At 35.2% G+C, this 21,835-nt stretch carries 17 protein-coding genes; 6 read left to right on the top strand and 11 right to left on the bottom strand.

All coding sequences use genetic code 11. The annotated features are described in order from the left end of the window. Positions 1-355 precede the first annotated feature (355 nt). Positions 356-589: a hypothetical protein gene (locus tag PO903_RS18575; RefSeq protein WP_273594247.1), complete on the bottom strand. Its 234-nt coding sequence runs from the start codon at positions 587-589 to the stop codon at positions 356-358. A 167-nt stretch (positions 590-756) separates the two neighbouring features. Between PO903_RS18575 and PO903_RS18580 the strand changes: the two genes are divergently transcribed. Beyond that, positions 757-1,089: a helix-turn-helix domain-containing protein gene (locus tag PO903_RS18580; protein ID WP_273594248.1), complete on the top strand. Its 333-nt coding sequence runs from the start codon at positions 757-759 to the stop codon at positions 1,087-1,089. Positions 1,090-1,127: 38 nt separating this feature from the next. Here PO903_RS18580 and PO903_RS18585 read toward each other — a convergent pair whose 3' ends face one another. The 5 genes from PO903_RS18585 to PO903_RS18605 are packed head-to-tail and all read right to left on the bottom strand — an operon-like array spanning position 1,128 to position 8,973. Continuing rightward, positions 1,128-4,085 carry an AAA family ATPase gene (locus PO903_RS18585; RefSeq protein WP_273594249.1) on the bottom strand — a complete coding sequence of 986 codons (2,958 nt, stop codon included), beginning with the start codon at positions 4,083-4,085 and terminating at the stop codon, positions 1,128-1,130. Next, positions 4,075-4,674 (bottom strand): ABC-three component system middle component 1, encoded by a 600-nt coding sequence (locus tag PO903_RS18590; RefSeq protein WP_273594250.1) that lies wholly within the window; start codon positions 4,672-4,674, stop codon positions 4,075-4,077. Before PO903_RS18590 ends, PO903_RS18585 begins: the two co-directional genes overlap by 11 nt. A 2-nt stretch (positions 4,675-4,676) precedes the next feature. Beyond that, on the bottom strand, positions 4,677-6,407 hold the full coding sequence (locus tag PO903_RS18595; protein WP_273594251.1) for a dsDNA nuclease domain-containing protein: 1,731 nt from the start codon (positions 6,405-6,407) through the stop codon (positions 4,677-4,679). A gap of 13 nt (positions 6,408-6,420) precedes the next feature. Next, positions 6,421-6,996, bottom strand: a complete 576-nt coding sequence (locus PO903_RS18600) for a restriction endonuclease (protein WP_273594252.1) — start codon at positions 6,994-6,996, stop codon at positions 6,421-6,423. Positions 6,997-7,032: 36 nt separating this feature from the next. After that, positions 7,033-8,973 (bottom strand): 3'-5' exonuclease, encoded by a 1,941-nt coding sequence (locus PO903_RS18605; RefSeq protein ID WP_273594253.1) that lies wholly within the window; start codon positions 8,971-8,973, stop codon positions 7,033-7,035. A gap of 413 nt (positions 8,974-9,386) precedes the next feature. Between PO903_RS18605 and PO903_RS18610 the strand changes: the two genes are divergently transcribed. Continuing rightward, a complete protein-coding gene (locus PO903_RS18610; protein WP_069328725.1) occupies positions 9,387-11,087 on the top strand; it encodes a methyl-accepting chemotaxis protein in 1,701 nt (566 codons plus the stop codon). Between the two features lie 109 nt (positions 11,088-11,196). Here the strand turns inward: PO903_RS18610 and PO903_RS18615 are convergent, their stop codons facing one another. Beyond that, positions 11,197-11,802, bottom strand: coding sequence for a DUF1836 domain-containing protein (locus PO903_RS18615; RefSeq protein ID WP_273594254.1), 606 nt, complete (start codon positions 11,800-11,802; stop codon positions 11,197-11,199). A 182-nt stretch (positions 11,803-11,984) separates the two neighbouring features. Here PO903_RS18615 and PO903_RS18620 point away from each other — a divergent pair, with 182 nt between their 5' ends. From PO903_RS18620 to PO903_RS18630, 3 genes are all read left to right on the top strand, one after another. Further along, positions 11,985-12,821: a DegV family protein gene (locus tag PO903_RS18620; protein ID WP_273594255.1), complete on the top strand. Its 837-nt coding sequence runs from the start codon at positions 11,985-11,987 to the stop codon at positions 12,819-12,821. A 304-nt stretch (positions 12,822-13,125) separates the two neighbouring features. Further along, entirely contained in the window at positions 13,126-14,859 is a 1,734-nt protein-coding gene (locus tag PO903_RS18625; protein ID WP_273594256.1) for a methyl-accepting chemotaxis protein, read from the top strand. 339 nt (positions 14,860-15,198) lie between these two features. Then, the gene (locus tag PO903_RS18630; RefSeq protein WP_273594257.1) at positions 15,199-16,305 is read left to right on the top strand and encodes a DUF4179 domain-containing protein; all 1,107 of its coding nucleotides are present in this window, start codon (positions 15,199-15,201) and stop codon (positions 16,303-16,305) included. A 137-nt stretch (positions 16,306-16,442) separates the two neighbouring features. On the opposite strand, the gene PO903_RS18635 is transcribed toward PO903_RS18630, so the two are convergent. The 4 genes from PO903_RS18635 to PO903_RS18650 form a co-directional block, all read right to left on the bottom strand. Further along, complete coding sequence (locus PO903_RS18635; RefSeq protein WP_273594258.1) at positions 16,443-18,212, bottom strand: SulP family inorganic anion transporter; 1,770 nt, start codon at positions 18,210-18,212, stop codon at positions 16,443-16,445. 179 nt (positions 18,213-18,391) lie between these two features. Beyond that, positions 18,392-18,742, bottom strand: coding sequence for an ArsR/SmtB family transcription factor (locus PO903_RS18640; RefSeq protein ID WP_273594259.1), 351 nt, complete (start codon positions 18,740-18,742; stop codon positions 18,392-18,394). Positions 18,743-18,804: 62 nt separating this feature from the next. Further along, complete coding sequence (locus PO903_RS18645) at positions 18,805-19,773, bottom strand: NAD(+)/NADH kinase (protein ID WP_273594260.1); 969 nt, start codon at positions 19,771-19,773, stop codon at positions 18,805-18,807. Further along, positions 19,770-20,819 carry an SPFH domain-containing protein gene (locus tag PO903_RS18650; RefSeq protein WP_069328732.1) on the bottom strand — a complete coding sequence of 350 codons (1,050 nt, stop codon included), beginning with the start codon at positions 20,817-20,819 and terminating at the stop codon, positions 19,770-19,772. The genes PO903_RS18645 and PO903_RS18650 overlap by 4 nt, the downstream gene beginning before the upstream one ends. A gap of 161 nt (positions 20,820-20,980) precedes the next feature. Here PO903_RS18650 and PO903_RS18655 point away from each other — a divergent pair, with 161 nt between their 5' ends. After that, entirely contained in the window at positions 20,981-21,799 is an 819-nt protein-coding gene (locus PO903_RS18655; RefSeq protein ID WP_273594261.1) for a helix-turn-helix transcriptional regulator, read from the top strand. Positions 21,800-21,835 lie beyond the last annotated feature (36 nt).

Here is a 21,835-nt window from a genome sequence, read left to right on the forward strand (position 1 = left end):
TGATTGTGACTAATTATAAAAACTTGAATTAGTAACGTTTGTAAAATATAACCATAAATAAAACCGAAGTCAAAATTGCTTACTATATGTAAAAATATATTTATGTTGCAATACTATAAGACTATAAAATAGATCTTAGCACCCTTATTTCAAACATAATTAGACAATTAATTTTCTGCTAATTGTAAATAATCCTCTAAAATTCTAGCTGTATTGTATAAATTAAGTACTTAAGTATCAATTTTCTATTAACATTTTGCAGTATACAGATTATAACTAAAAAAGCCTATTCGAAAACAATCGAATAGGCTTTTTATCGAAATATTAAATTTAAAATACAAAAGTAAAATTGAGCCTAAAGATCGGGTTGAATATAAAAAGGTTCCATATTGATCGTGGACAAATATTGACGGAAACGAGACAATTCTTCGACCGCTCTCTCCTTCTGTTGAAACGTACCTACTGTAAAGGCAGATTCGACCGAACCGTCTCCTACATAAGCGGAAAGAACAGTTCCTTCGGTTGATGTTTCTAGGGTAAGAGCAACAGATTTGACGATAGTTTGCTCATCTTGGCTTATGATCCACATGGTTATTTTCTCCTCTCAGGTATATATTGTTCTATGCAACAAATTGTACACTTCAAATCGCTTTTAAGCAACAAAATGTTTCCTTTTATCTGAATTAGAAACGATTTGTTTCCTTTCGTGTATGCAACATAGAGTTGCATTATACTCCTCTTTATAGAGGTGATATCGTGTTAAATGGTGAACGATTAAGAGAAGAACGTATTACACAAAACTTAACTCAAGAAGATATGGCAAAAAAGCTCGGCATCACTCGCCAAGCTTATGGTAATTATGAAACTGGTAAAAGAGATGTTGATTCTCAGACGCTAGTGAATCTTGTAAAGATATTAAATGTTTCTAGCGACTATTTATTGAATTTATCAGAAATGAAACAAAAAAATTTTATAAATAAAGAAGATTTTTCTAAAATTAAAACTTGGACTAATGAAGAAAAGAAGCTTGCACATTTAGTAATAGAAAGCTGGCGAAAATTACAAAAAGACAACGAAGATAATGCTTAATTAAACGTTATCTTCGATTTTCTGCCAGTTATAAGTTACTAATTTATAATGCAGTTACTCTCAATATCTATTTTAGTTTTACTATAAGATTTAAAATGAATATAACCTAATTGATCTGTTTCTAAGCCAGCCTTATTTTTTATGAGATTTATAAAAACTTCGTTATGACTACTAATTAATAATTGTTTATCAGTGACTATTTGACTTATTATATCTATAAAGGAAAATACATTTATATCGTCCATATTTTGAAATGGATCATCTATGCCTATTGTGTTTAAAGGAGTCCAACTTTGGGAAAGTGCAAGTGATAAAAATATACAAACTGCAAGTACATTAGATTGTGCGGAACTGAATGTTAAACTTGCATTTAGCTTACTAGTTAGCTCATTATCAGTCATTTTTGTCCAATCTCGAGAACTCTGAATTTCTTCACTCATTAAAATAAATAGTTTTCCATCTTTAGGAACTAAATTTACATGTTTGTATATAGGGTGTGGGCTAATCTGCATAAAGAGTCTATCAATTGCTTCGCTGTATTCTTCTAAATATTCAACCATTGTATCACTACGTGCACCCACATGCTCTTTCCTAAGAGTAGCAATTTGAGTTTCTAAAATATTATAATTTTTCAGTTTTGAATCTAAACTAATTATATCTTCCCTTAAAAGTTTTTCTTTTGATCTAATTTTAGAAATTCCAGGACTCGATATATATACTTCTAACTTTTCTAGCAACGATTCCAAATCAATAAACATTTTAGAATAATTTTTCTTCTTATCATTAAAATTAAGAATTAAATCATTAAAATTATACGAATCAATATTAAATTGTTTAAGTAATTCAAATAATTTTTTCTCTTTTTCTTGTTGCATTATAACTTTTTTGTTTATTTTTTTAATATTTTCTGAATAGTTATCTAATTTCATCTTAACTTGTTGAAAATATTTTTCAGTTTCAAGTAGATATAAATCTATTTTCTGAATTTTGCTTATAATGAAAATTTCTTCTTTGTATAAATATTTAGCATTATTACCAGCAATTTTTATCTGATCATCAATTGCTTTCTTGTTAATTTTTTCTTTTCGTATTATTTGTGCTAGTTCATTATTATTTTTTTCAATTTCATTTAAAAGATTATATAAAAGCTGATGTTTTTCAATAAATTCATTATCTTTATTTAAAAGATTATTTAATTCTTTAATAACTAATGTACTGTGTTCTATTTCAGGCAATTCACCTAATAAACGCTGTACCCCAATTTCAATATTCTCAAGTTCATTTGATAAAACAATCAAATTGCTATTTAGAATACTAATTTGATTATTTATTGAAGTAATCTGATTAGTAATTGTTTTTTGTTCACTTAGTAATTTTTGGAACTCTTGTTCATCATTTGATAAGGCTTTATTGTTAGTCTCAATAATTTTTTTTACTGACTCATGGATTTCAATTGAAGATTCAAAAATGCTTCCACATACCAAGCATTTGTTTTCTGTTCCTCTCAATATATGTTGTTGTACATCAAATATAATTTGCTTTATAAGATCATTTTTTTGTAAGTTTATTTTGTGAGACAATCTGTCTATTTTTTTTCCTGTTATATCAAGATTATTTGCTTCTAAAATTTGATTTTTGTTTAAATTTTCCAAATCTTTTAATAAGTCACTTTGATCTTTTTTTAATTTTAATAATTTTGATCTTTTATGATAAAAATCTATTTTTTTATTAATTATATCAACATTTTTTTTCTTTATTACAAACTCTTCTACAAATAAAGTTCTGTCAGAAGATTTTTCCAAACTCCCAATACTTTTTATTCTGTTCTCAAGTAAAGCTATCTCAATCTGCTTATTTTCTTTTGTTTCATTAATTTTTTGACTTTCTAATAATTTTGTTTTGAATAATTTATTTTGTGAAATTAAAGCTGTAACTTCTAACCGTCTTTCCTTGATTTTTTTAACATAATCTTCTCTTTTTATTTTTTGAATGTCTAAAAGATGAAAAGAATTTGAATCTTCTTCAATTTTTTTTTGCTTATTAGCTATCGTTGTATTAAATAAATCTTCAGTTTCATCTAATAATGCAATAATTACATTAATTTTATCTGATACGGACAAAAAATTATTTTTAAATAAAATAAACTTATTTAAAAAGTCCTCATTAATAATTTTTTGATTTAATAAATCTTGGGATGTTGCAATACCTAGCAAATTACAATCCTTACTAAATAAATTTATTTCTTTTAATAATTGTTCTTCCGTGATACCACCTAATCTAATATTTAATTTTTCTTTTTCTTCAAGTTGAGTATTAACTCTAGTCCAATCAGTATTTATAAGATTTAATTTTGTTTGTATTTCGATTTTCAACTCTCCGATAACTTGTAATGAATCAATAAAATATTTTTCAAGATCACTTCCATAACCATCCAATCCTAAGACTTTTTCCATAAGATTAAAACGATCTTGCGGTTTATTTTGATGAATGAAATCATGCAACTGATCTTGAGACAAAATCTGTGTTGCCGAAAAATAGTTAGCTAATTGCTTTTGTGAATTATCATTATTGTTTACATCTTTATCAGAAGAAAAAAATAATATTTCTGCTAGCTTCTGGTTACCCTCATTCACTCCATAATTTTTATCGTTTATATATAGTTTTGTGTTAAATTTTTTTCGGTTGTAAGTAAGTTTTCGTTTGATTATATATATTTCATTTTCATGCTCTAATGCAACTTTAACAGAAGTACTGACATTTTTATCAAATTTTGATATAGCATGTTCATTAATTATATAATTGAATTTTTGATATTCATTCGATCCTTTGTATCTCAATATTTCTCCGGTGATACACCATTGAATCGAATCAAATAATGAACTTTTTCCATGACCGTTATTTCCACTTATAAGTATCAGCTTTTTATTAGAAAAATCAATTTTTGTTTTATCATAAAAAATTCTAAAGTTTTCTAATTCTATATATTTAATTTTCATCAATATTATTCTCCTTTAAAATGTTCAAAATAATATCTTTCGAATTATTTTTGTTGTAGATATTATTTATTTCAAAAAAACTATTTAATAATTGTTCAACTATAGGATTATTTTCTTTATTACTAGACAATAACCTATTTTTTAATTTATCCGCAAAATTTTCTTTAGATATAACTTTGATATACTCCTCTTGTAGGAATGAAATTCTCAATAAATCACTCTGTGCGTACAACACATATTTTCTACAAACTCTTGAATTTTTCTCAATTTCATTAACTTCTAGCAATGTATCTGTAGATAATTCGGATACCCAATTTAAAACTAATAAGAAATATAAATTGTTTTTGTATTTAGGTTCGCATAATGCTAAAAAATCAGAAATGATAATCTGATCTGATCTCCAATTTTTTTTAAAATAGTCGTCACTAGTATATTCTTTAATAAAAACAACTCTTTCTTCTGTAAACCATAATTCTAAATTATTCTGATACATTGAATCTTGAGTATGTTTATCTAATGATTCTAATATTTTGACATTATTATAAAAGTTTTTAAATTCCAGTTTTTCTCTTATATTTTTCATTCTCATATTTATTCCCTCCACAACATTTCATGCCAAATTTTTATTGTTTCATCACCTTTAAATTCTATTGTTTCATCCGACGATTGAGATAATTCATATATTGCTTGTAAATCTTTCTCTTCATGGAATTTTACATAAATTGGAATATCTATTATTTCTTTTTCTTCGCTTCTATAATTATGAGTTATAGAATTATTTATAAAGAAAGGATTTGTATTGTTAGGATTTGCTGCTTTATCTTCATGAGTAATAAAAAAATGATATGGTTCTTGAATACTATTTGAAAAAGAACAATTTTCAATTTGGGAAATAATTTTCTTTTGTGCTTGTAAATAAGTATCTTTTCCTCGAGCATTGTACATAGAAAATAAGTTCCAAATAGCTTCTTGATCTGATCTACCTTTTTTAAATAAAAATTTATTATTATCAAAAATAAATTCACGATCTGAATAAAATGCTAAGTACAACACAATATACTTTAAAGAATCTTTTAAAAATTTATCATCACCTATTTTTTGAGAAATAGGGAAATTTGAATTGTCTAAATGAAATAAACGATTTAAAAATTTCTCATATACAAATTTACTAATTTTAGAGTTCTCATTTTCTAATGCCTCATAAATCCAAGTAATTGATTCTCTTAAGTCTTTCTTCACAGATAATACACTACAGCTTAAATCAATTTCACTATCTAATTCTTGAAAACAACTTAAAAATAGTTCTCTAAAATTAAAATTTTGTATATCGAGTTGCATATTTGTAATAGCATGTTTTGTCCATACATTCACTAAATTTTCAAATTCTTTTCTTGAGAAAACAAATGAATATTTATCTGGTAAATGATCTTTATGAGTTTTCTCAACTATCGTTACAAGCATATTTTGTAATACTCTCGAAGAAATCTCTGTAAATAAAGGATTATTATTTGGATTTATATTTAAAGATTTCTTTTCACTTAATATTTCTTCTACCATGCTTCTTCTACAATAATCAGAAAGTTTTCCTATTATTTTATTTTTCAAACTTTCAATACTTCCAAAATGATTTAAATAAAATCTCTCTAAACACCATTTTGGTTCTTGACCAACTCGCTCATTAAAATTCAATACTATTCTGGAATTAGATTTTTTTGTTGAGGATTTAACAAGCTCTTTATTTAATTTACTTAATAATATATCTTTGTCTGTAAGTATCTTATCTTCAATTTTGTAAAAATCGTTTTTTGCGTATATACCTAATCCTTCTTTTTCGTATGTTGCATTGGTAGCTAATTCAAATTGGAATTGCATATCTTTGGATATATTAATACCTATTTCGTCTTTATTAAATTTTTGCATATTGTAAAATAATTTATCTAACCAGCTATTCAACTCATCTTTTCTTTCATATAAATGTTTAGCAGTTAAATGTCTGTCTTCTCCATCTTCACGAACAGTTTTTACTTGAATAAATCTAATTTGATCCTTGCCAATTAATGCAATATCATCTAAAATTTCAAAAACCACATTATCCCACCAAGAATTCTTTTCATATAACATTTCTACCATATAATACATAGCTACATAGTATTGGTATACAAATCCTCTTAACGCTGTTATTCCTCCTACATTCTCGGGTGTCTGGTTTAGTAAATAATGAATTGCTTCTACGACTTCTGTGTCTGTAGCTTCTATATTAAATTTACTTTTATATTCATTAGCTTTTAATAGCAAAAGTTGCTCAGTCTTTTTAATATCCACTTTCATCATTCCTTTATAATTTTCTACTTTCCTTCACTCTCAAAATCATCTCAACCAGTTCCTCACGATCGACCAATCGAACGTTATTCGATCTTGCAAGGTTTATTGCAGATTGAGTGTAACGACTGTTTGTTACAACCCAACCCGCAGAAGCTTTATAGTGTGCAATAGCTCCATATACTTCTTGTACAGCTTTTAAATTTACATTCTTGCTATACCGCTTCGCCTGAACTACAATCCGCTTGCCATCTTTGTTCAATACCAGATCGGCACCATAATCTCCTTGTGCCTGAGTCACTGTGGCATTGTATCCTTGAAGGTGAAAAAGTTGACCTAGATAATGCTCAAATTGATCGCCTGTCATTTTGTCTATTTCAGCTATCCCTGATCTTCTCAATTTGTTGATCCTCGCCTGATTGATCCAGTGGTTAATCATCCAAAATATAATGATACCTAATACGACGGCAACAACACCTACTGCAATACTTTTAGCAAAGTAACTAAAGCCTATTCCCCCGAATATAATCAGTCCACCGATTGCATTGGCAGATTCTTGCTGTTGCTTCTTTTTGCTCTTTCTACGTGCCATGTGTAACTCCCCTTTGAAAATGTTCTAAAGTGTATTCTATGATTGAAATCGTTGTTGCTTCTTCTGTTCAACTGTATTACTTGCCTCGACAACCTTCTCTTCCAACCATCTTGCAAATCCCTCAACCTTGCTATAACTCAAAAACAACCAGTCCATCGCTCTCGTCATCCCGATATAAAATAACGATACTTCTCGCTCTGGATGTTCTTCTAGCTTGAATGGCATGCTGTCGATATTGACGATAAACACCACTTTGAAGTCTAGCCCTTTGGAGCTGTCGAGTGTGGATAGCTTGACGGCTTCTTGGTGGCGTTCGAATTGTCGTTTGGCGGCGGTATTTTCGGTGAACCAATTGTATGGAATCTCATGCTTGGATAGTTCTTTTTGCAATACATCGATATAAGAGTATGAATAGCGCTTTTGTACCCGATACAGAACAGCCATTTCGGCATAAGGTACTTTTTTCTGCTCGTGTAGTATCTTCATCTGCTGTGCGACCCATTGCACTTCTTCTGCAAACGAAGCACAGTGCTTGATCTGTGGCTCTAATCCTTTACGCTTGGTACTTTGTGGTGGAATAATCTCTACCCCTTCTACACTTGTGCCTTCTTTGACCTTTTCCCCTAAGCTGGAATGGGTACGGTAGAAGTCCCAGGCGAAGTTGACGATCTGAGCGGTATTGCGGTAGTTGATACTAAGAATCTTGGAACGTCCACGGAAGTCCAGTCCGGTATTCTGGCTCAGACTGGTTTTGCGTTTGTAGATATTTTGCGCTTTGTCCTCTACTAGCAATAACGATTGGGTTTCCGGATTAAGCACCTTACTTAGTAGTTCTAGCCATGACGGTTCGAAGTCTTGTCCTTCGTCGATCAGAATCGCATCGTATTGCGGTAAGATGGTTTCGCCTCGATTAATCTTTTCCAAGTAGGGTTCGATCAGCTCGTCTTTGATACGCATGGTGCTCCATAGCCATTCATGGAATGTAGCAATCTGTAGCTGTGATCGTTTTTCAATAGAAGGTGGATTCTCCTGACTGTTGGCAAAGTCTAACAAATCTTCCGGCTCTTCGAGCATCCGATGGATCTGGCTACGAATCACACGGGATAATGGAATCCCATAGCAGAGAACAAGGATTTTCCAATCAGGATGTTCTTTAATTAGTATTTTCGCTCTAGCAGCTAAAATTAAGGTTTTACCACTTCCTGCCACACCACGAATTAAGCGGTTCTTATCCCCTAATTGTCTGGCAAGTGATTCCTGATGTAAGTCCATCGCTTGGATATTATGAAGCGATAGTAATAATTGATCTTGGTAATACACCGGTTCACGGTACTGTGCACTAATTCGCACTTCCGGGAATAGATGATAACGAATCGCTTGGATATCTTCGTCTGTGAGCATCTGATTCATATGAAAAGGCGTATCGAACATATGGGTAATCCGCTCTAATAAATGATCTGCGGTGCAATTGGCATCTTCAAGGTCTATTTCTTCTCGTGTCAGCATATATCTAGGATCGATCACTCGATGCAGACTGTGCTTCACGATATGCGTCTGCTTAAGACGGGTAAAGACAACTCCATGTCCATAGCGGAACTTGAGATTATTTGCATAGACTCCACTTTGTTGAGTTAGATTCTGATCTTTTTTGAGCTTATTGTTAATGCGAAAAGCATAATCTCTTGCTTGAAGCAGTGGGTTCTTGACCGTTTCCACCGATCCTGTTCCTTTTTGAGTATGTAGCTGCCATTCATGAGTATTGAGTTCATAGAGGGTATTTTCGGTATAGTCCTTCACTTCGAGTACAAGTAGTCCTAGATCGGGTCCGATAATCACATAATCCGGTCGTCTTCCACCGATCTCTGGTTCGTAGTAGACAATATAATCGTCTGGAAGATGTTCTTTGAGGGTCTGGAAAAGAAGGCGTTCGCCTGCGGTTGCTTTTCTAGGAATAGTTTCTGGAATCGTATACGCCATAGATGTATTCTCCTTAGTGCAGGCAGAAGATATAGATAGAGTCCAGTTCTTCTGGAAATCTGCGATGAATTTACTTCAAATTAAAACCTTTAAATTTTTAGGTCTTAAGTTGGGAGCTTATTTACCTACATCATACTTTGTTTGGACGATATTGGAAATACTTTTTTTCAAAATAATGGTTCAACTCCAAAAAAGAAGGACATCCCCCATATGAGTCTGGAAATGTCCTCTTCATGCAAATCATGATGGCTGAATCCCTAGCAGGTATGCTCATTTCATTAAATATTTCATTTCAATCTTCTATAAATTTTTTACTTTAATTGTAATATTTAATAATCAAATATAAACAAACAGCGAAATTTGTCGATATAGATATTACATTATATGTTTAAACAATCATAGGGAGTGGAATTATGCGTATTAGTATTCAGACTAAATTATTACTTGGATTTCTAAGTGTTATTTTATTATTAGTTTTAGTTAGTATCCTATCTTTATGGAGTATGAAAACGATGGGAGATCAGACCAAAGCGATTGATAACAAATGGATGCCAAGTGTTACTTTGCTAGGCACGATGAATGGAGATGTATCTGATGTAGAACGTTTGGTTCTGAATATGGTGATTGAAACGGATCCTACTGAACTGACTGCAATCAAAACAAGTTACGAGGAATTATTGAAAAAGATCGAAATCGAACGTAAAGAATATCAGGCATTGATTCAATCTGAAGATGAGAAGAAATTGTATGAACAATTTTCTACTAATTATGATAGTTATCTAACAACACTACCTGCACTTGTTCAGGCTGCTATGACTAATAATGCGGAACAATCTCAACAATTGCATCGTGCTTCTTATGATGAATGGTCTACAGCCAATAATACCATCTTTCAATTAATCACTTTAGATAATACGCAAGCCGCTTTGATCACAGCCGAGTCTGTCGATACAGCTGCAACATCAAGCAGAAACATTATTATTTTGAGTATTCTAGCGGTTCTGATTGGTATCGCTATCGCTTACTTGATTGCTCGCTCGATTTCTCGCCCTGTCAAACAAATCCAGCAAGCAGCAGAACGTATCTCTGGTGGTGATCTTACAGGAGAAGCGATTGTTATTCGTAACAAAGATGAAGTGGGCTTACTGTCTGTCGCTTTCAACCAAATGGTAGCTAATCTACGTGGCTTGATTGAATCAGTAGCCGCAACTTCTGAGATCGTTGCCGCTTCATCGGAGCAATTAACAGCCAGCAGTGAGCAAAATAAACAAGCTTCTGAACAGATCGCTGAAACCGTACAAGAAAATGCAAATGGTGCTGCCAAACAAGTCGATATTGCAACGAAGTCTTCACAAGCAATGCAAGAAATGGCAATCGGTGTAGAGCAGATTGCAGTTCGCGCACAGACGGTATCGAGTTCTGCTACCAATGCAGCAAGTAAATCATCTAATGGTAACAAAGCGATTCAACAAGCTGTTACACAGATGGATTCTATTCAGACTTCCCTCCATTCTCTCGGAACTGTAGTCAAAGAGTTGGGTAATCGTTCAGAAGAAATTGGGAATATTACTAAAGTCATCACTGGTATTGCGACACAGACCAATCTTCTTGCTCTGAATGCTTCGATTGAAGCGGCTCGTGCAGGTGAAGCTGGTCGCGGATTCGCAGTCGTCGCAGAAGAAGTTGGCAAACTAGCAGAACAATCTTCTCAATCGGCGAAGCAAATTATTGAACTGGTTACTTTTATTCAAAAAGACACGACAGAAGCGATCCATGCTGTAGAATTGAATAATCGAGAATTTGATAAAGGTCTTGCTTCAGTATCTATCGCTGGTGAAGCATTCGAAGATATCTTACAAGCGGTCAATCAAGTGGCTGGAGATATTGAAGAAGTATCGGCTGGTGCTGAACAACTATCTGCAAGCACGACAGAGATTGTTGAATACTCTAGACAAATCACTCATATTGCTGAAGAAGCTTCTGAAGGTATGCTTAGTGTATCTGCCGCGACTCAAGAACAATTAGCATCGATGGAAGAAATCACTACCTCTTCTTCTTCGCTAGCACAGACAGCAGAACAACTTCACGCAGAAGTGAGTGAATTCAAAGTATAATCATTTATTGACACTCTTTAATGATAAAACAATACCCCTTATCTTGTATGATCAGAAGATCGTTTATACAGGATAAGGGGTATTTTAGTTGTCTATATGCCTAATCGTTTTACATTTTGATCTTTTTACTTTTCTTCCCTTTATCATCCAAAGTCGAGAGTTTGCCTTCTGCTCGCTCCATCTCAATAATCTTTTCTGCTAAAATTTTGCTAGAGTTCGCCAATACCGCCATTTTGAGCGAAAGATTGCTGAGCATTTCTTGCTCTGTTGCTGCTGTCTGTCCCAATAATTCGCTTTCGGCTTTGGCTTGTGCCATCGTATAGACCGAAGCTTGTTCTTGTTCGTTTGCAAAGTGATCATAGACCTCGGCAAATGTTTTGGTCTGTAATTGAAACTCGATAATCCCTTGCACTACAGCCAAAGGCAAGACTGGCTTAAGTGTGCAGAGCATCATCAGATAAGCAATATGGGTACGGGAATAACGCTTTTTGATAGTAGGCGGAATAATCCCTTGTTTGACATAATTATTAATCATCGAAGGTGAGATCAACTTACCTGCACTATCTCCTGGGAACTTGTGAAAATGCTTTTCCAGTAAGGCAATCACTTGATCCATATACAACTCTATATCTGGAATCTGCTCCCACCGAGGAAATGTATATGCTACTTTCTCTTTGCCCCATGCTTCTAATTCTTGAGCAAGTTTGTCTTCCATATGTAATCCTCCTTGAGCTGAATAAATATTGTAGGTTGTATAGTACGAAGTTTGTGTTTATATCTCTATATGGTTATAATAACTATATCACAAAGTTATTAGTTTTATATGTTAAAATTTTAATAATCTTAATATAGCCTTTCTACTATATTATATCCCTGTGTACAGAAAGAGTGGTTTGAATGAAATCGATTGCTTGGATAACAGACAGTACAGCTATGATTGATAAAGACTTTGCAGCAGAGAATCATATTTATATTGTACCTCTACGTCTGATTGTGAACAACGAAGCTTACAAAGAAAATGTAGAAATTACCTCAGAACAGTTCTATGAGAAAATGCGTCAACATGAAAGTGTCAGTAGTTCACAACCTCCCATTGGCGAGTTTATGGAACTCTATGAATCACTTAAAGGCAAGTATGACGATATTATTGTGATTCATTGTTCTTCTGAATTAAGTGGTACGTATCACACTTCTCTACAAGCAGCTGAGATTACCGAAACAGAAGTGATCGGTATTGATTCTAGAGTAGGTGCTTTCCCTTTACGTGAAATGGTCATGCAAGGAATCAAATGGCAACAACAAGGTGATACTGCCCTGGAGATTAAAGCCAAAATTGATATGATCATCGAAAATATGGACTTCTATCTCATTCCAGCTAGTCTTTCTCAATTGCATCGTAGTGGACGTGTATCTGGTACTCAACTGGTGATTAGCCAATTGCTACGTATTCATTTATTGCTACGTTTTGTAGAAGGTAAGATTATTGTAGAAGACAAAATTCGTACATTTAAAAAAGCCAAATTAAAATTGATGGATATATTAAAAAGAGATATTAATGTTGTTAAAAGTGTCTGTATTATGCATGCTAACAATATTGAAGAAGCATTCCAGATGGAAAAAGAAATTAGTCTTTTTGCTCCTTTCCTCAAAATCGAGATTGCTCCTTTTATTCCAGTTGTAGGTGTTCATGCAGGTGAAGGTACGATGGCATTAGCATGGATTCGTCAGAAGTAATCGTTTGATACACCGCTTTAAATGGATAGTACAAAATGAAATATAAATAGCATAATAGAAAGCAATTTATAGGTAACCACTATAGATTGCTTTTTTTGTTGTGGGCTACTCGCTTACATTGTGAGTAATAGTACATCCCTAAAAATAAAGAATAGATATATTAATATGTAAGCATTTACAAATACAACCCTATGAACTACGCCCTTAGAACTAATTTTTCCTAAAAAAACTAAATTATAAAAAGATTTTGTCGATATAGATAAAGTTGAGAACGTCACTATTACATATTGGGGGACAAAATATTATGAAACGATTACGTGTAGGCAAAGTTAGCAGAATCAAAATGAGTATACAAACTAAGCTATTAACTGGATTTTTGAGTGTAATCCTGTTATTAGTTATTGTTAGCTTACTTGCTCTAACAAGCACCAGAACGATGGGGAATCAAGCAACCGATGTGAATACCAAATGGATGCCGAGTGTGACTTTATTAGGTACACTTAATGGGGATGTTTCCGATCTAGAGCGTCTACTGATCAATATTATTATCGAAGATAATGCAGATGAAGTAACTAAATTAAATCAAGACTATACTGCATTATTAGCCAAAATCCAAACGGAACGTACAGCTTATGAAAAATTGATTCAAAGTGATGATGAGCAGCGATTGTATGAACGCTTCTCTACTCAGTATGAAGCTTATGTTAAAGTTTCTCCTAATGTATTAAATGCAGGTCTGAATGATGAACTGGATAAAGCGATCTTATTACATCGTAATGCATACGCTTTCTGGTATAATGCGAACTCAACGATTGCTGAATTGGTTGCTTATGATAACAAGCAAGCAACGCAACTTACTAATGAATCTGTAGATATCTCTCGGACAGCAAGCTTTAATATTATTGTCCTAAGTGTAATCGCTGTTATTGTTGCTTTGGTTATTGCTTTCCTTATTGCACGCTCAATCTCCAAACCTGCCAAATCATTGCAACAAGCGGCTGAACAGATCGCTGCTGGTGATCTGACAGGTGCTGACCTTATCATCAAAAATAAAGATGAGATCGGTTCACTTGCTGTTTCCTTTAACCTAATGAAGCAAAATCTACGTCAGGTTATCGAATCGGTCGCTTCTACGTCCGAGTTGGTAGCGGCTTCGTCTGAACAACTAACAGCAAGTAGTGAACAGAACAAACAAGCAGCTGAACAAATCGCTGAAACGGTACAGGAAAATGCGATTGGTACCGCTAAACAAGTCGATATTGCAACGAAATCTTCTCAAGCGATGCAAGAAATGGCAATTGGAGTCGAACAAATCGCTGTGCGTGCACAGACAGTATCCACTTCTGCGGTAGATGCAGCAAGTAAGTCTTCCGATGGTAACCAGGCGATTCAGCAAGCGGTTGCCCAAATGGATTCGATCCAACAATCTCTTCAGTCTTTGGGATCTGTTGTGAAAGAGTTAGGTAATCGTTCACAAGAAATCGGTAATATTACCAAAGTGATCACTGGGATCTCTTCACAGACCAATCTACTCGCTCTGAATGCTTCGATTGAAGCGGCTCGTGCAGGTGAAGCAGGTCGTGGATTTGCAGTCGTAGCTGATGAAGTCGGTAAGCTTGCTGAACAATCTTCTCAATCGGCGAAGCAAATTATAGAACTGGTTTCGTTTATCCAGAAAGATACATTAAATGCGATTGAAGCTGTTGAATTGAACAATCGTGAATTTGATAAAGGGATGGCTTCGGTTGCAGTTGCAGGTACAGCATTCCAGGATATTTTACAAGCTGTTAATCAAGTTGCAAGTGATATTGAAGAAGTATCTGCCGGTGCTGAAGAAATGTCTGCTAGCACAACAGAGATTGTCGAGTATTCTAGACAGATTTCTCATATTGCTCAAGAGTCTGCTGAAGGTATGCTTAGTGTATCCGCTGCGACACAAGAGCAATTAGCATCGATGGAAGAAATCAATGCTTCTTCGTCTTCTCTAGCCGAGACCGCTGAACAACTGCATAGTGAAATGAACGAATTCAAAATTTAATACAGATCCGTATCGGCAACCTCTATGCTTACTATAAAATAGATATTAAAACCTATAGATCAAACAGCCCTAATTCTCTAAAATGAAAAGGATTGCTTTTCAAAAGAGATTAGGGCTGTTGTCGGTCTGCTTGTAATGCTTCTTAGTAGTAAGATAGAATAAAGAGAGATTTTCCTTCTGACTTCTCGTAGAACCGTAACAAAAGTAGATTTACCACCGATATATACAATAAGTACTTAGAAGAAGTAGACATAAAAAGATACAAATGCATCCTACACTCAGTCTTTATAATAATTAAGCAACTTTGTAAATCATTCTGAATCAGGAGGAATAGTCATTATGAGTACATCCAAACAAGAACATTCTAAATCATCTAGTACTCCATTACATACACAGACACCTTCTGTATCGGAAATGTCTCATACCCCTACTCCAACAGATGAAGAAGCTCTATTCGAAGCCAAACGCATGCGCTCACGTTTCCCCTGGTTGGATGCTCGATTACTGGTTGTGGTCGGTTTTACCTCTGTTGTAATGTTGATCTTACTTATTGTGCCTATGCCTACTGAAAGTACCAACACTACTGCCTCTTCTTGGGGCAAATTAGAACCTTTTCAGCAATATCAATCGGAAGTCATTCAGAACCAAAGCTTAATCTCGGCTATCAAACATAATTATATTCAGTATGTAAATGAAAGCGCTGAGAAAGACGGTTATATTGTCACTGTCAATGCTGTAACAGCCGATGAGAATCAGTTAATCCTTCTGTATACTGCCAAAAGCTTAAATGGACAAGAAATCTATGGGATGAACAGTGTCAAATTAAGCAGTATCGCTACTGGCAAATCGTTAGGGCATTCACGCAATAATGGAACACATGATGCCGATCGGGAGAATGTATTCCGTGGCACGACCACTATTCGTTTGAAATCTAGAGAACCTTTTCCACAAGAAATTGCAGCCAAATTCCAGATCGCTTCTGTTGATGAAGGTCGACTTAGCGATCCGGTGACCAATACCAGTACAGAAGATATGCATCATTCACCTACCTTACTTATCCACTTCTCATTAGCCAGTCAATTCAAGCGACCTGAGACTGAAATTGTTTATCCGAATCATACGATTACTTTAGGAGATCATACTGTTGCTTTAGCTCGTGTAGAAATGTCTCCACTGGAGATGCGTGTACGCTTCACATCAGATCAGCCTTTCGAGCCGTACAACACCAGTAGACAATGGGTTGAGGCTACAGGTATCCTTGCTGGCGAAGGCGATCAGGAAGTGCTGTTACGTGCGCTTAATCGCAAAGTCGCTTTCGATGATCCCAACAGTTATGAATATATTTTTTATAGCAATTTATTAGACCAACCAAAAACATTACAGTTACAAGTCGTGACGCGAGATGCCGATCGTGTAGGAGATACAACACTAATTCAGATCAAATAAATGAAGTATCGTTTCACTCTATAATGTCTATTATGAGAATCATGAAACAATACAAATAGACGCAATATAACTATCGGGTTGATATACAGCGATCCGATAGTTATACTGCGTCTACTTTTGGTATCTATTTATGGATATTAAATATTCGCTTCTAACGTTTTTCTTAGTTGTACTGGTGTGGATACAGATGGCGTATGAATTCCAGCAGACAACGCCTGACATTCATGAAAAGCAAAATGCTGACAACCACGACACTGTTCCAGGTTCAGATGGTCTAATGCTTTGTTAATAGCCACTCCTGTACGCTCATAGAAATGGTTAGCTCCGATCATCGTATATAGACCTGTTTTACGCATCAGTTCAAGTGGTTGCTGCTGAATACCTGAGATGATAACGATTCCGCCATAAGCTTGTACTTTATGTACCAGTGTCAGTACATTTGCATCCCCTGTCGTATCAATCATCGGTACTCTAGCCATCCGAAGCAACACCACACGAGGTTGATTAGCGATAGCTTCATCTATAGCAGATTCAATTATATGGGTTCCGCCGAAAAAAAGAGCCCCTTCTACTGTATAAATACTAATCTGCGGACAATCATGATTTTCGGTGACCATGTGACTGTGTACTTGTTGATGCTTGGAATCAGGATCAGGCAACACTTTAGTGATCGTTAAGCCTTGACTCATCCGCTGGACAAATAAAACCACAGCTAACAATAATCCAACTTCTACAGCAGTCGTCAGATCAGCAAATACCGTTAGTAGAAAAGTGATTGCTAATACAAGCGAATCACTGGTTTTGATTTTTAGCATATGCATAAAATGCTTACGTTCACTCATATTCCACGCCACTAACATAAGAATAGGCGCCATACTGGCAAGCGGAATATGAGAAGCATACGGAGCAAAAAGAAGTAATACTAACAAAACCACTATTCCATGTACTACACCGGAAATCGGCGATACAGCGCCATTTTTGATATTTGTAGCTGTACGAGCAATAGCACCTGTAGCTGGAATCCCACCGAATAAAGGTGTAATCATATTGGCAATTCCTTGTCCGATTAACTCCCGATTACTATTATGACGCGTCCCTGTCATACCATCGGCTACAACAGCGGATAATAATGACTCAATACTGCCTAACATCGCAATCACTAAAGCAGGACGAATCAAAAGTGTCATGTTGTCCAACGTTAAGTTAGGAATATGAAATTGAGGAAGTGCGCCCGAGATAGCGCCAAATGAAGATTCGATCGTAGACACTTTTCCTTGAAAAAAGAGTACCGCTACAGCTGTAGAAATACATAAGCCGATTAATGATCCTGGTACTTTGGGGAAAAATCGTGCCGTCAATATCATCGCCAAAAAACAGATTAATCCGGTGATTAAGCTATAGATATTAAATGTATTCAAATGAGTAACAATTTCTCGCATATTTGAGAAAAAATCTTCATGCTTAGTGAGTGCTGTTAGACCGAGAAAATTAGCAATCTGTCCTCCAAAAATCGTAACAGCAATCCCTGCGGTAAAGCCAATCGTTACTGGTCTAGGAATAAATGAGATCAATTTACCTAATCGGCATAATCCCAAAATCAATAAAAATACCCCTGCCATAAAGCCGGCTATCAATAAATTCTCATAGCCATACTGCATAACGACTGCGAATAATATCGGAATAAATGCACCTGTCGGCCCGCCAATCTGAAATTTGGAACCGCCAAACAAAGAAATACATATCCCTGCAATAATAGTGGTATAGATTCCATATTCCGGCTTCACTCCTGAAGCAATCGCAAAAGCCATTCCAAGTGGAATCGCAATAATACCTACAATCAAGCCTGAAATTAAGTCTTTACGCAAACTATTCTTATTGTATCCTGCAAATCTCCCTGTCCACTTCATCCAGTTACCTTCTCTTTTTAGATATTTGATCATTATTTTAAATATCTGATTATTTGAATATACAGAGATAGTACGCCTATGTATAGATCATGTCAATGATATTGTGTACACACCAAAAAGTACCTCCAATAAAACGAGAGATACTTTATTTTTATCATTCTATTCTATTGATTTTATCCTCAATCCAGATGCTTGATCGATTCTGGTTCATTCCGCATCCCTTCAAGTAAGGAGATCGCATCTACAAGATGATTGTCAAAAATCTGCTTCGCCACTGCTAACAAATCTTGAATCAACGGATCACGTAAAGAATAGATCACAGACGTGCCTTCTTTCACACTCTGCACCACATTTTTACTACGCAATATTGATAATTGTTGAGAAACGGCTGATCCTTCTGAACCGACAATCGTTTGCAGTTCATTCACAGTCTTGTCTCCAGTACATAGAGCTTCTAAAATCTGAATCCGCATCGGATGAGCTAAAGCTTTGAAGAAATCAGCTTTGAATTGCTGTATATTTTGATTCATGAATCCATACCCCTTACTGTATTATCTTCAACAGATACGGATATCATAACACAAAATAATCATCATACCACCAGATGACCTCGCTTCTCAGCTAGACCGATCGTTGCTGTCATCCCTGAATTGAATTCTAGAAAGTCACTTTCTACCCCATCGCTAAAGATCACCCCATTTTCAGGCATCTGCGATATAATCCGTAACGGTTGATTCTGATTAATTTGTCCGAATACACAGTTCGTCGATGTAGTACGACTAGGAAAAGGTTCTCTGACTGTAAAATATAACTGTGGTGTATCCCATGCTAATGAAGTCGTAGTGACTGACTGTGTCTCCTCGTACTGGACACTGCCTGTAATCTGCTGATAACTTTCGCTATGCACAATACCACTTGCACCAGCGAGCACACTTTTGAACCATCCGGTGGCTCCCATCCCTGTAGATACAATAATCCCACTTGAAGATTGCTGTTCAGTATGCCCTGCTAACTGTAATTGATACCGTGCAGAGACATGCGTTTTGCGTCCGATAAATAAATCGTTGACTCCATACAATGTCTGCCCATCATTCAGCTCTGCTTTGGCAAGCATCACTTCTTGAATCGTACGACGCTTGCTCAATACTTCCGGTACAATCTTAATCAGATCACGCACTTGAAAAGGAAGCAATACTCCATCCCAGCGTAGTGGATCAGGATTCACGCCGATCAATGGTTGATGTGTGACATACTTCATCGTATTAGCGACTAATCCATCTTGACCGAGTACCACTACAATATCATCATCCCCAAAAATAAAGTTGGGTACATGTTCGCGTTCTAGCAATTGTACTCTGCCTATACTTTGCAATGTCATTACTGATTGCTCTACAGCATGGCGGTAATTCTGATCTTCTTGAATATAGTCGGTAAAATCAACACCGAGACGCTCAATATAAAATTGTGCTTGCTGGATCGTATTATAACGAACAATCAATTCTTCTAATCGTGTTTTACGCTTTACGAGTACAATTTTATTTTCGCTCATCCGGCTATTCATCTACTCCGACCTCCTTGCTGTTGTTGATGGTTATTCGATTCTGATAACAGTCCTTGCAATAGATCCGGCGTAATGTTTAGTTGCCCGATTCGTCCTGCATTTTCAGCTAATCCCTGGAAAGCAATAGCGATTAACTTATCAGGATTCATGCCCATATTCGCCATGGATTGTAACAGCGCAGGATTAACACCTTCAAGCGACTTCATTACCGCAGACATTTCGTATGCTTTGGCATCGGCTTGTGATTTGGCATTGGCAATAGACAATTCTGTTAACTGTTGTTTCTTTTCTTCCATCATCGTATCGAATTGCAATTGTTCTTCTTTGATTTCGTTCTTTTTCACACTCACTGAACGTTCAGCATCTAATTGTGTTTCACGAATTTGTTTTTTCTTGGTTTCTACTGCAATCTCTGTATTTAGTTCGTTTTCTTTGACCCGGCGTTCTTGCTCAATCGATGCATTACGTCGTTCATATAGTGCATCATCCGCATTACGTAGAATCTGCTCACGAGCTTGCGCTTCTAACGCTCTCATTGTTTCTTTATTAGGTAGAATCGCTAATACAGAGAAACCCATCAATTCAATTCCTAGCTTTTCCAATTCTTCATTTTGCATAATTTCGCGTGTAATACTTTGGGCTAATCGTTCACTGGATTGAATCGCTTCTCGTAGTGGCATTTGTTCCAGATGCTTTTTGGTCAATACTTTCGCAATATTAATCACCCGTTGAGCCAGCTTATTCGGATCATCTGAAATATATTGATTTTTACGTAAATTGTAAGTGTAGTTGAGGATTTGAGTTGTTTTACGATAATCGACAATACGATAAGTTAATTGTCCTTGCACGGTTACCGTCTGATAATCATTTGTTATTTCTTCAAAGATAAATGGAACATCAATAGAAGATACAGGTACTACAATTACCGAAGTGGTCGGCGCATAATAACGGAATGATAAGCCTACGCCTTCTTTAACTATTTTACCGTTTCTTACTTTCATCACATATTCACTCGGTTGAAATTTGACGAAGCGGAATCCAAACATAATCAATCTCTCCTTTGTTATTTCCTTTTTGTTAATAACAATATAACATCCTTTATTGATATTTACAATATGATAATAACAATTTGTTAATTATTATTGTGATAGCGGTAATTGTAGATCATGTTACAATCAAATAAGATATAGAGAAAGGGAGTGTTCGGATGATCTATCGCCCTATTCAGCCACCCAAATTGCAATCTCATTTGCTTCATTCCTATTATGATTATCAAGAATATGCTCCACGACTAGCATTGCAAAATACAGTAGCTTGTTACTGGTCATCCACTTTTCAGATGTCTTCTTCTACTCTATCTCATGCTTTGGAATACCGTATTATTCCTGACGGATGTATTGATATTATTTTCGATATGGATGCTGTGTCTGCAACTCAAGGTGCTTTTGTATCTTCGTGGATGTCTAGTTATGAAGTTTTTTATCCTCAACAATCAATGAATTTTTTCGGTATTCGAATGTATATCGAAGCCGTACAAGCTATACTTGGTTATCCTATTGCTGAACTACGGGGACAGATGTTGTTAGAGGAATTATGGGGTTATGCAGCAGGTGATTTTTGGGAACAGACGTTAGATGCACCTGATATAAAGTCTCGAATCGATTGTATTGAACAACGACTACTTCAAGTGCTATATACATATGATATTCACTCTCGCTCGATTCATCCTTTACTTTCTAATAGTTTGCAATTGATGTACGCCCAGCGTGGACAAATGGATCTAGCCGCTCTTGCTCATGAAGTTCATTATAGTGAACGAACGATTCGTCGTATTTTCCAACAGGAGCTAGGTATTCGTCCCAAAGAAGTACTTGATATTATTCGTTTTCAGTCGGTTTTGCAGGCGATGTACCGTTTCCCACAGCTACCGATGAGTGAATTAGCCACCTCTTATGGTTATTATGATCAATCGCATTTCATTAATAACTTTCAGCGTTATTATGGACTATCTCCTAGCCAACTTTGAAAAGGAATGAATCGTATTGACGTATCTCGATCACAA

Origin of the sequence: Paenibacillus sp. PK4536 (assembly GCF_028594455.2) — a bacterium.
GTDB lineage: Bacteria > Bacillota > Bacilli > Paenibacillales > Paenibacillaceae > Saccharibacillus > Saccharibacillus nuruki.

Excerpts from the sequence above, each read along its gene's own strand:
- PO903_RS18620 (WP_273594255.1), top strand. The coding sequence starts at position 11,985 with ATGAAATCGATTGCTTGGATAACAGACAGTACAGCTATGATTGATAAA.
- PO903_RS18625 (WP_273594256.1), top strand. The coding sequence starts at position 13,126 with ATGAAACGATTACGTGTAGGCAAAGTTAGCAGAATCAAAATGAGTATA.
- PO903_RS18575 (WP_273594247.1), bottom strand. The coding sequence starts at position 589 with ATGTGGATCATAAGCCAAGATGAGCAAACTATCGTCAAATCTGTTGCT.
- PO903_RS18615 (WP_273594254.1), bottom strand. The coding sequence starts at position 11,802 with ATGGAAGACAAACTTGCTCAAGAATTAGAAGCATGGGGCAAAGAGAAA.
- PO903_RS18600 (WP_273594252.1), bottom strand. The coding sequence starts at position 6,996 with ATGGCACGTAGAAAGAGCAAAAAGAAGCAACAGCAAGAATCTGCCAAT.
- PO903_RS18635 (WP_273594258.1), bottom strand. The coding sequence starts at position 18,212 with ATGAAGTGGACAGGGAGATTTGCAGGATACAATAAGAATAGTTTGCGT.
- PO903_RS18585 (WP_273594249.1), bottom strand. The coding sequence starts at position 4,085 with ATGAAAATTAAATATATAGAATTAGAAAACTTTAGAATTTTTTATGAT.
- PO903_RS18610 (WP_069328725.1), top strand. The coding sequence starts at position 9,387 with ATGCGTATTAGTATTCAGACTAAATTATTACTTGGATTTCTAAGTGTT.
- PO903_RS18650 (WP_069328732.1), bottom strand. The coding sequence starts at position 20,819 with ATGTTTGGATTCCGCTTCGTCAAATTTCAACCGAGTGAATATGTGATG.
- PO903_RS18655 (WP_273594261.1), top strand. The coding sequence starts at position 20,981 with ATGATCTATCGCCCTATTCAGCCACCCAAATTGCAATCTCATTTGCTT.
- PO903_RS18640 (WP_273594259.1), bottom strand. The coding sequence starts at position 18,742 with ATGAATCAAAATATACAGCAATTCAAAGCTGATTTCTTCAAAGCTTTA.
- PO903_RS18645 (WP_273594260.1), bottom strand. The coding sequence starts at position 19,773 with ATGAATAGCCGGATGAGCGAAAATAAAATTGTACTCGTAAAGCGTAAA.
- PO903_RS18590 (WP_273594250.1), bottom strand. The coding sequence starts at position 4,674 with ATGAGAATGAAAAATATAAGAGAAAAACTGGAATTTAAAAACTTTTAT.
- PO903_RS18605 (WP_273594253.1), bottom strand. The coding sequence starts at position 8,973 with ATGGCGTATACGATTCCAGAAACTATTCCTAGAAAAGCAACCGCAGGC.
- PO903_RS18630 (WP_273594257.1), top strand. The coding sequence starts at position 15,199 with ATGAGTACATCCAAACAAGAACATTCTAAATCATCTAGTACTCCATTA.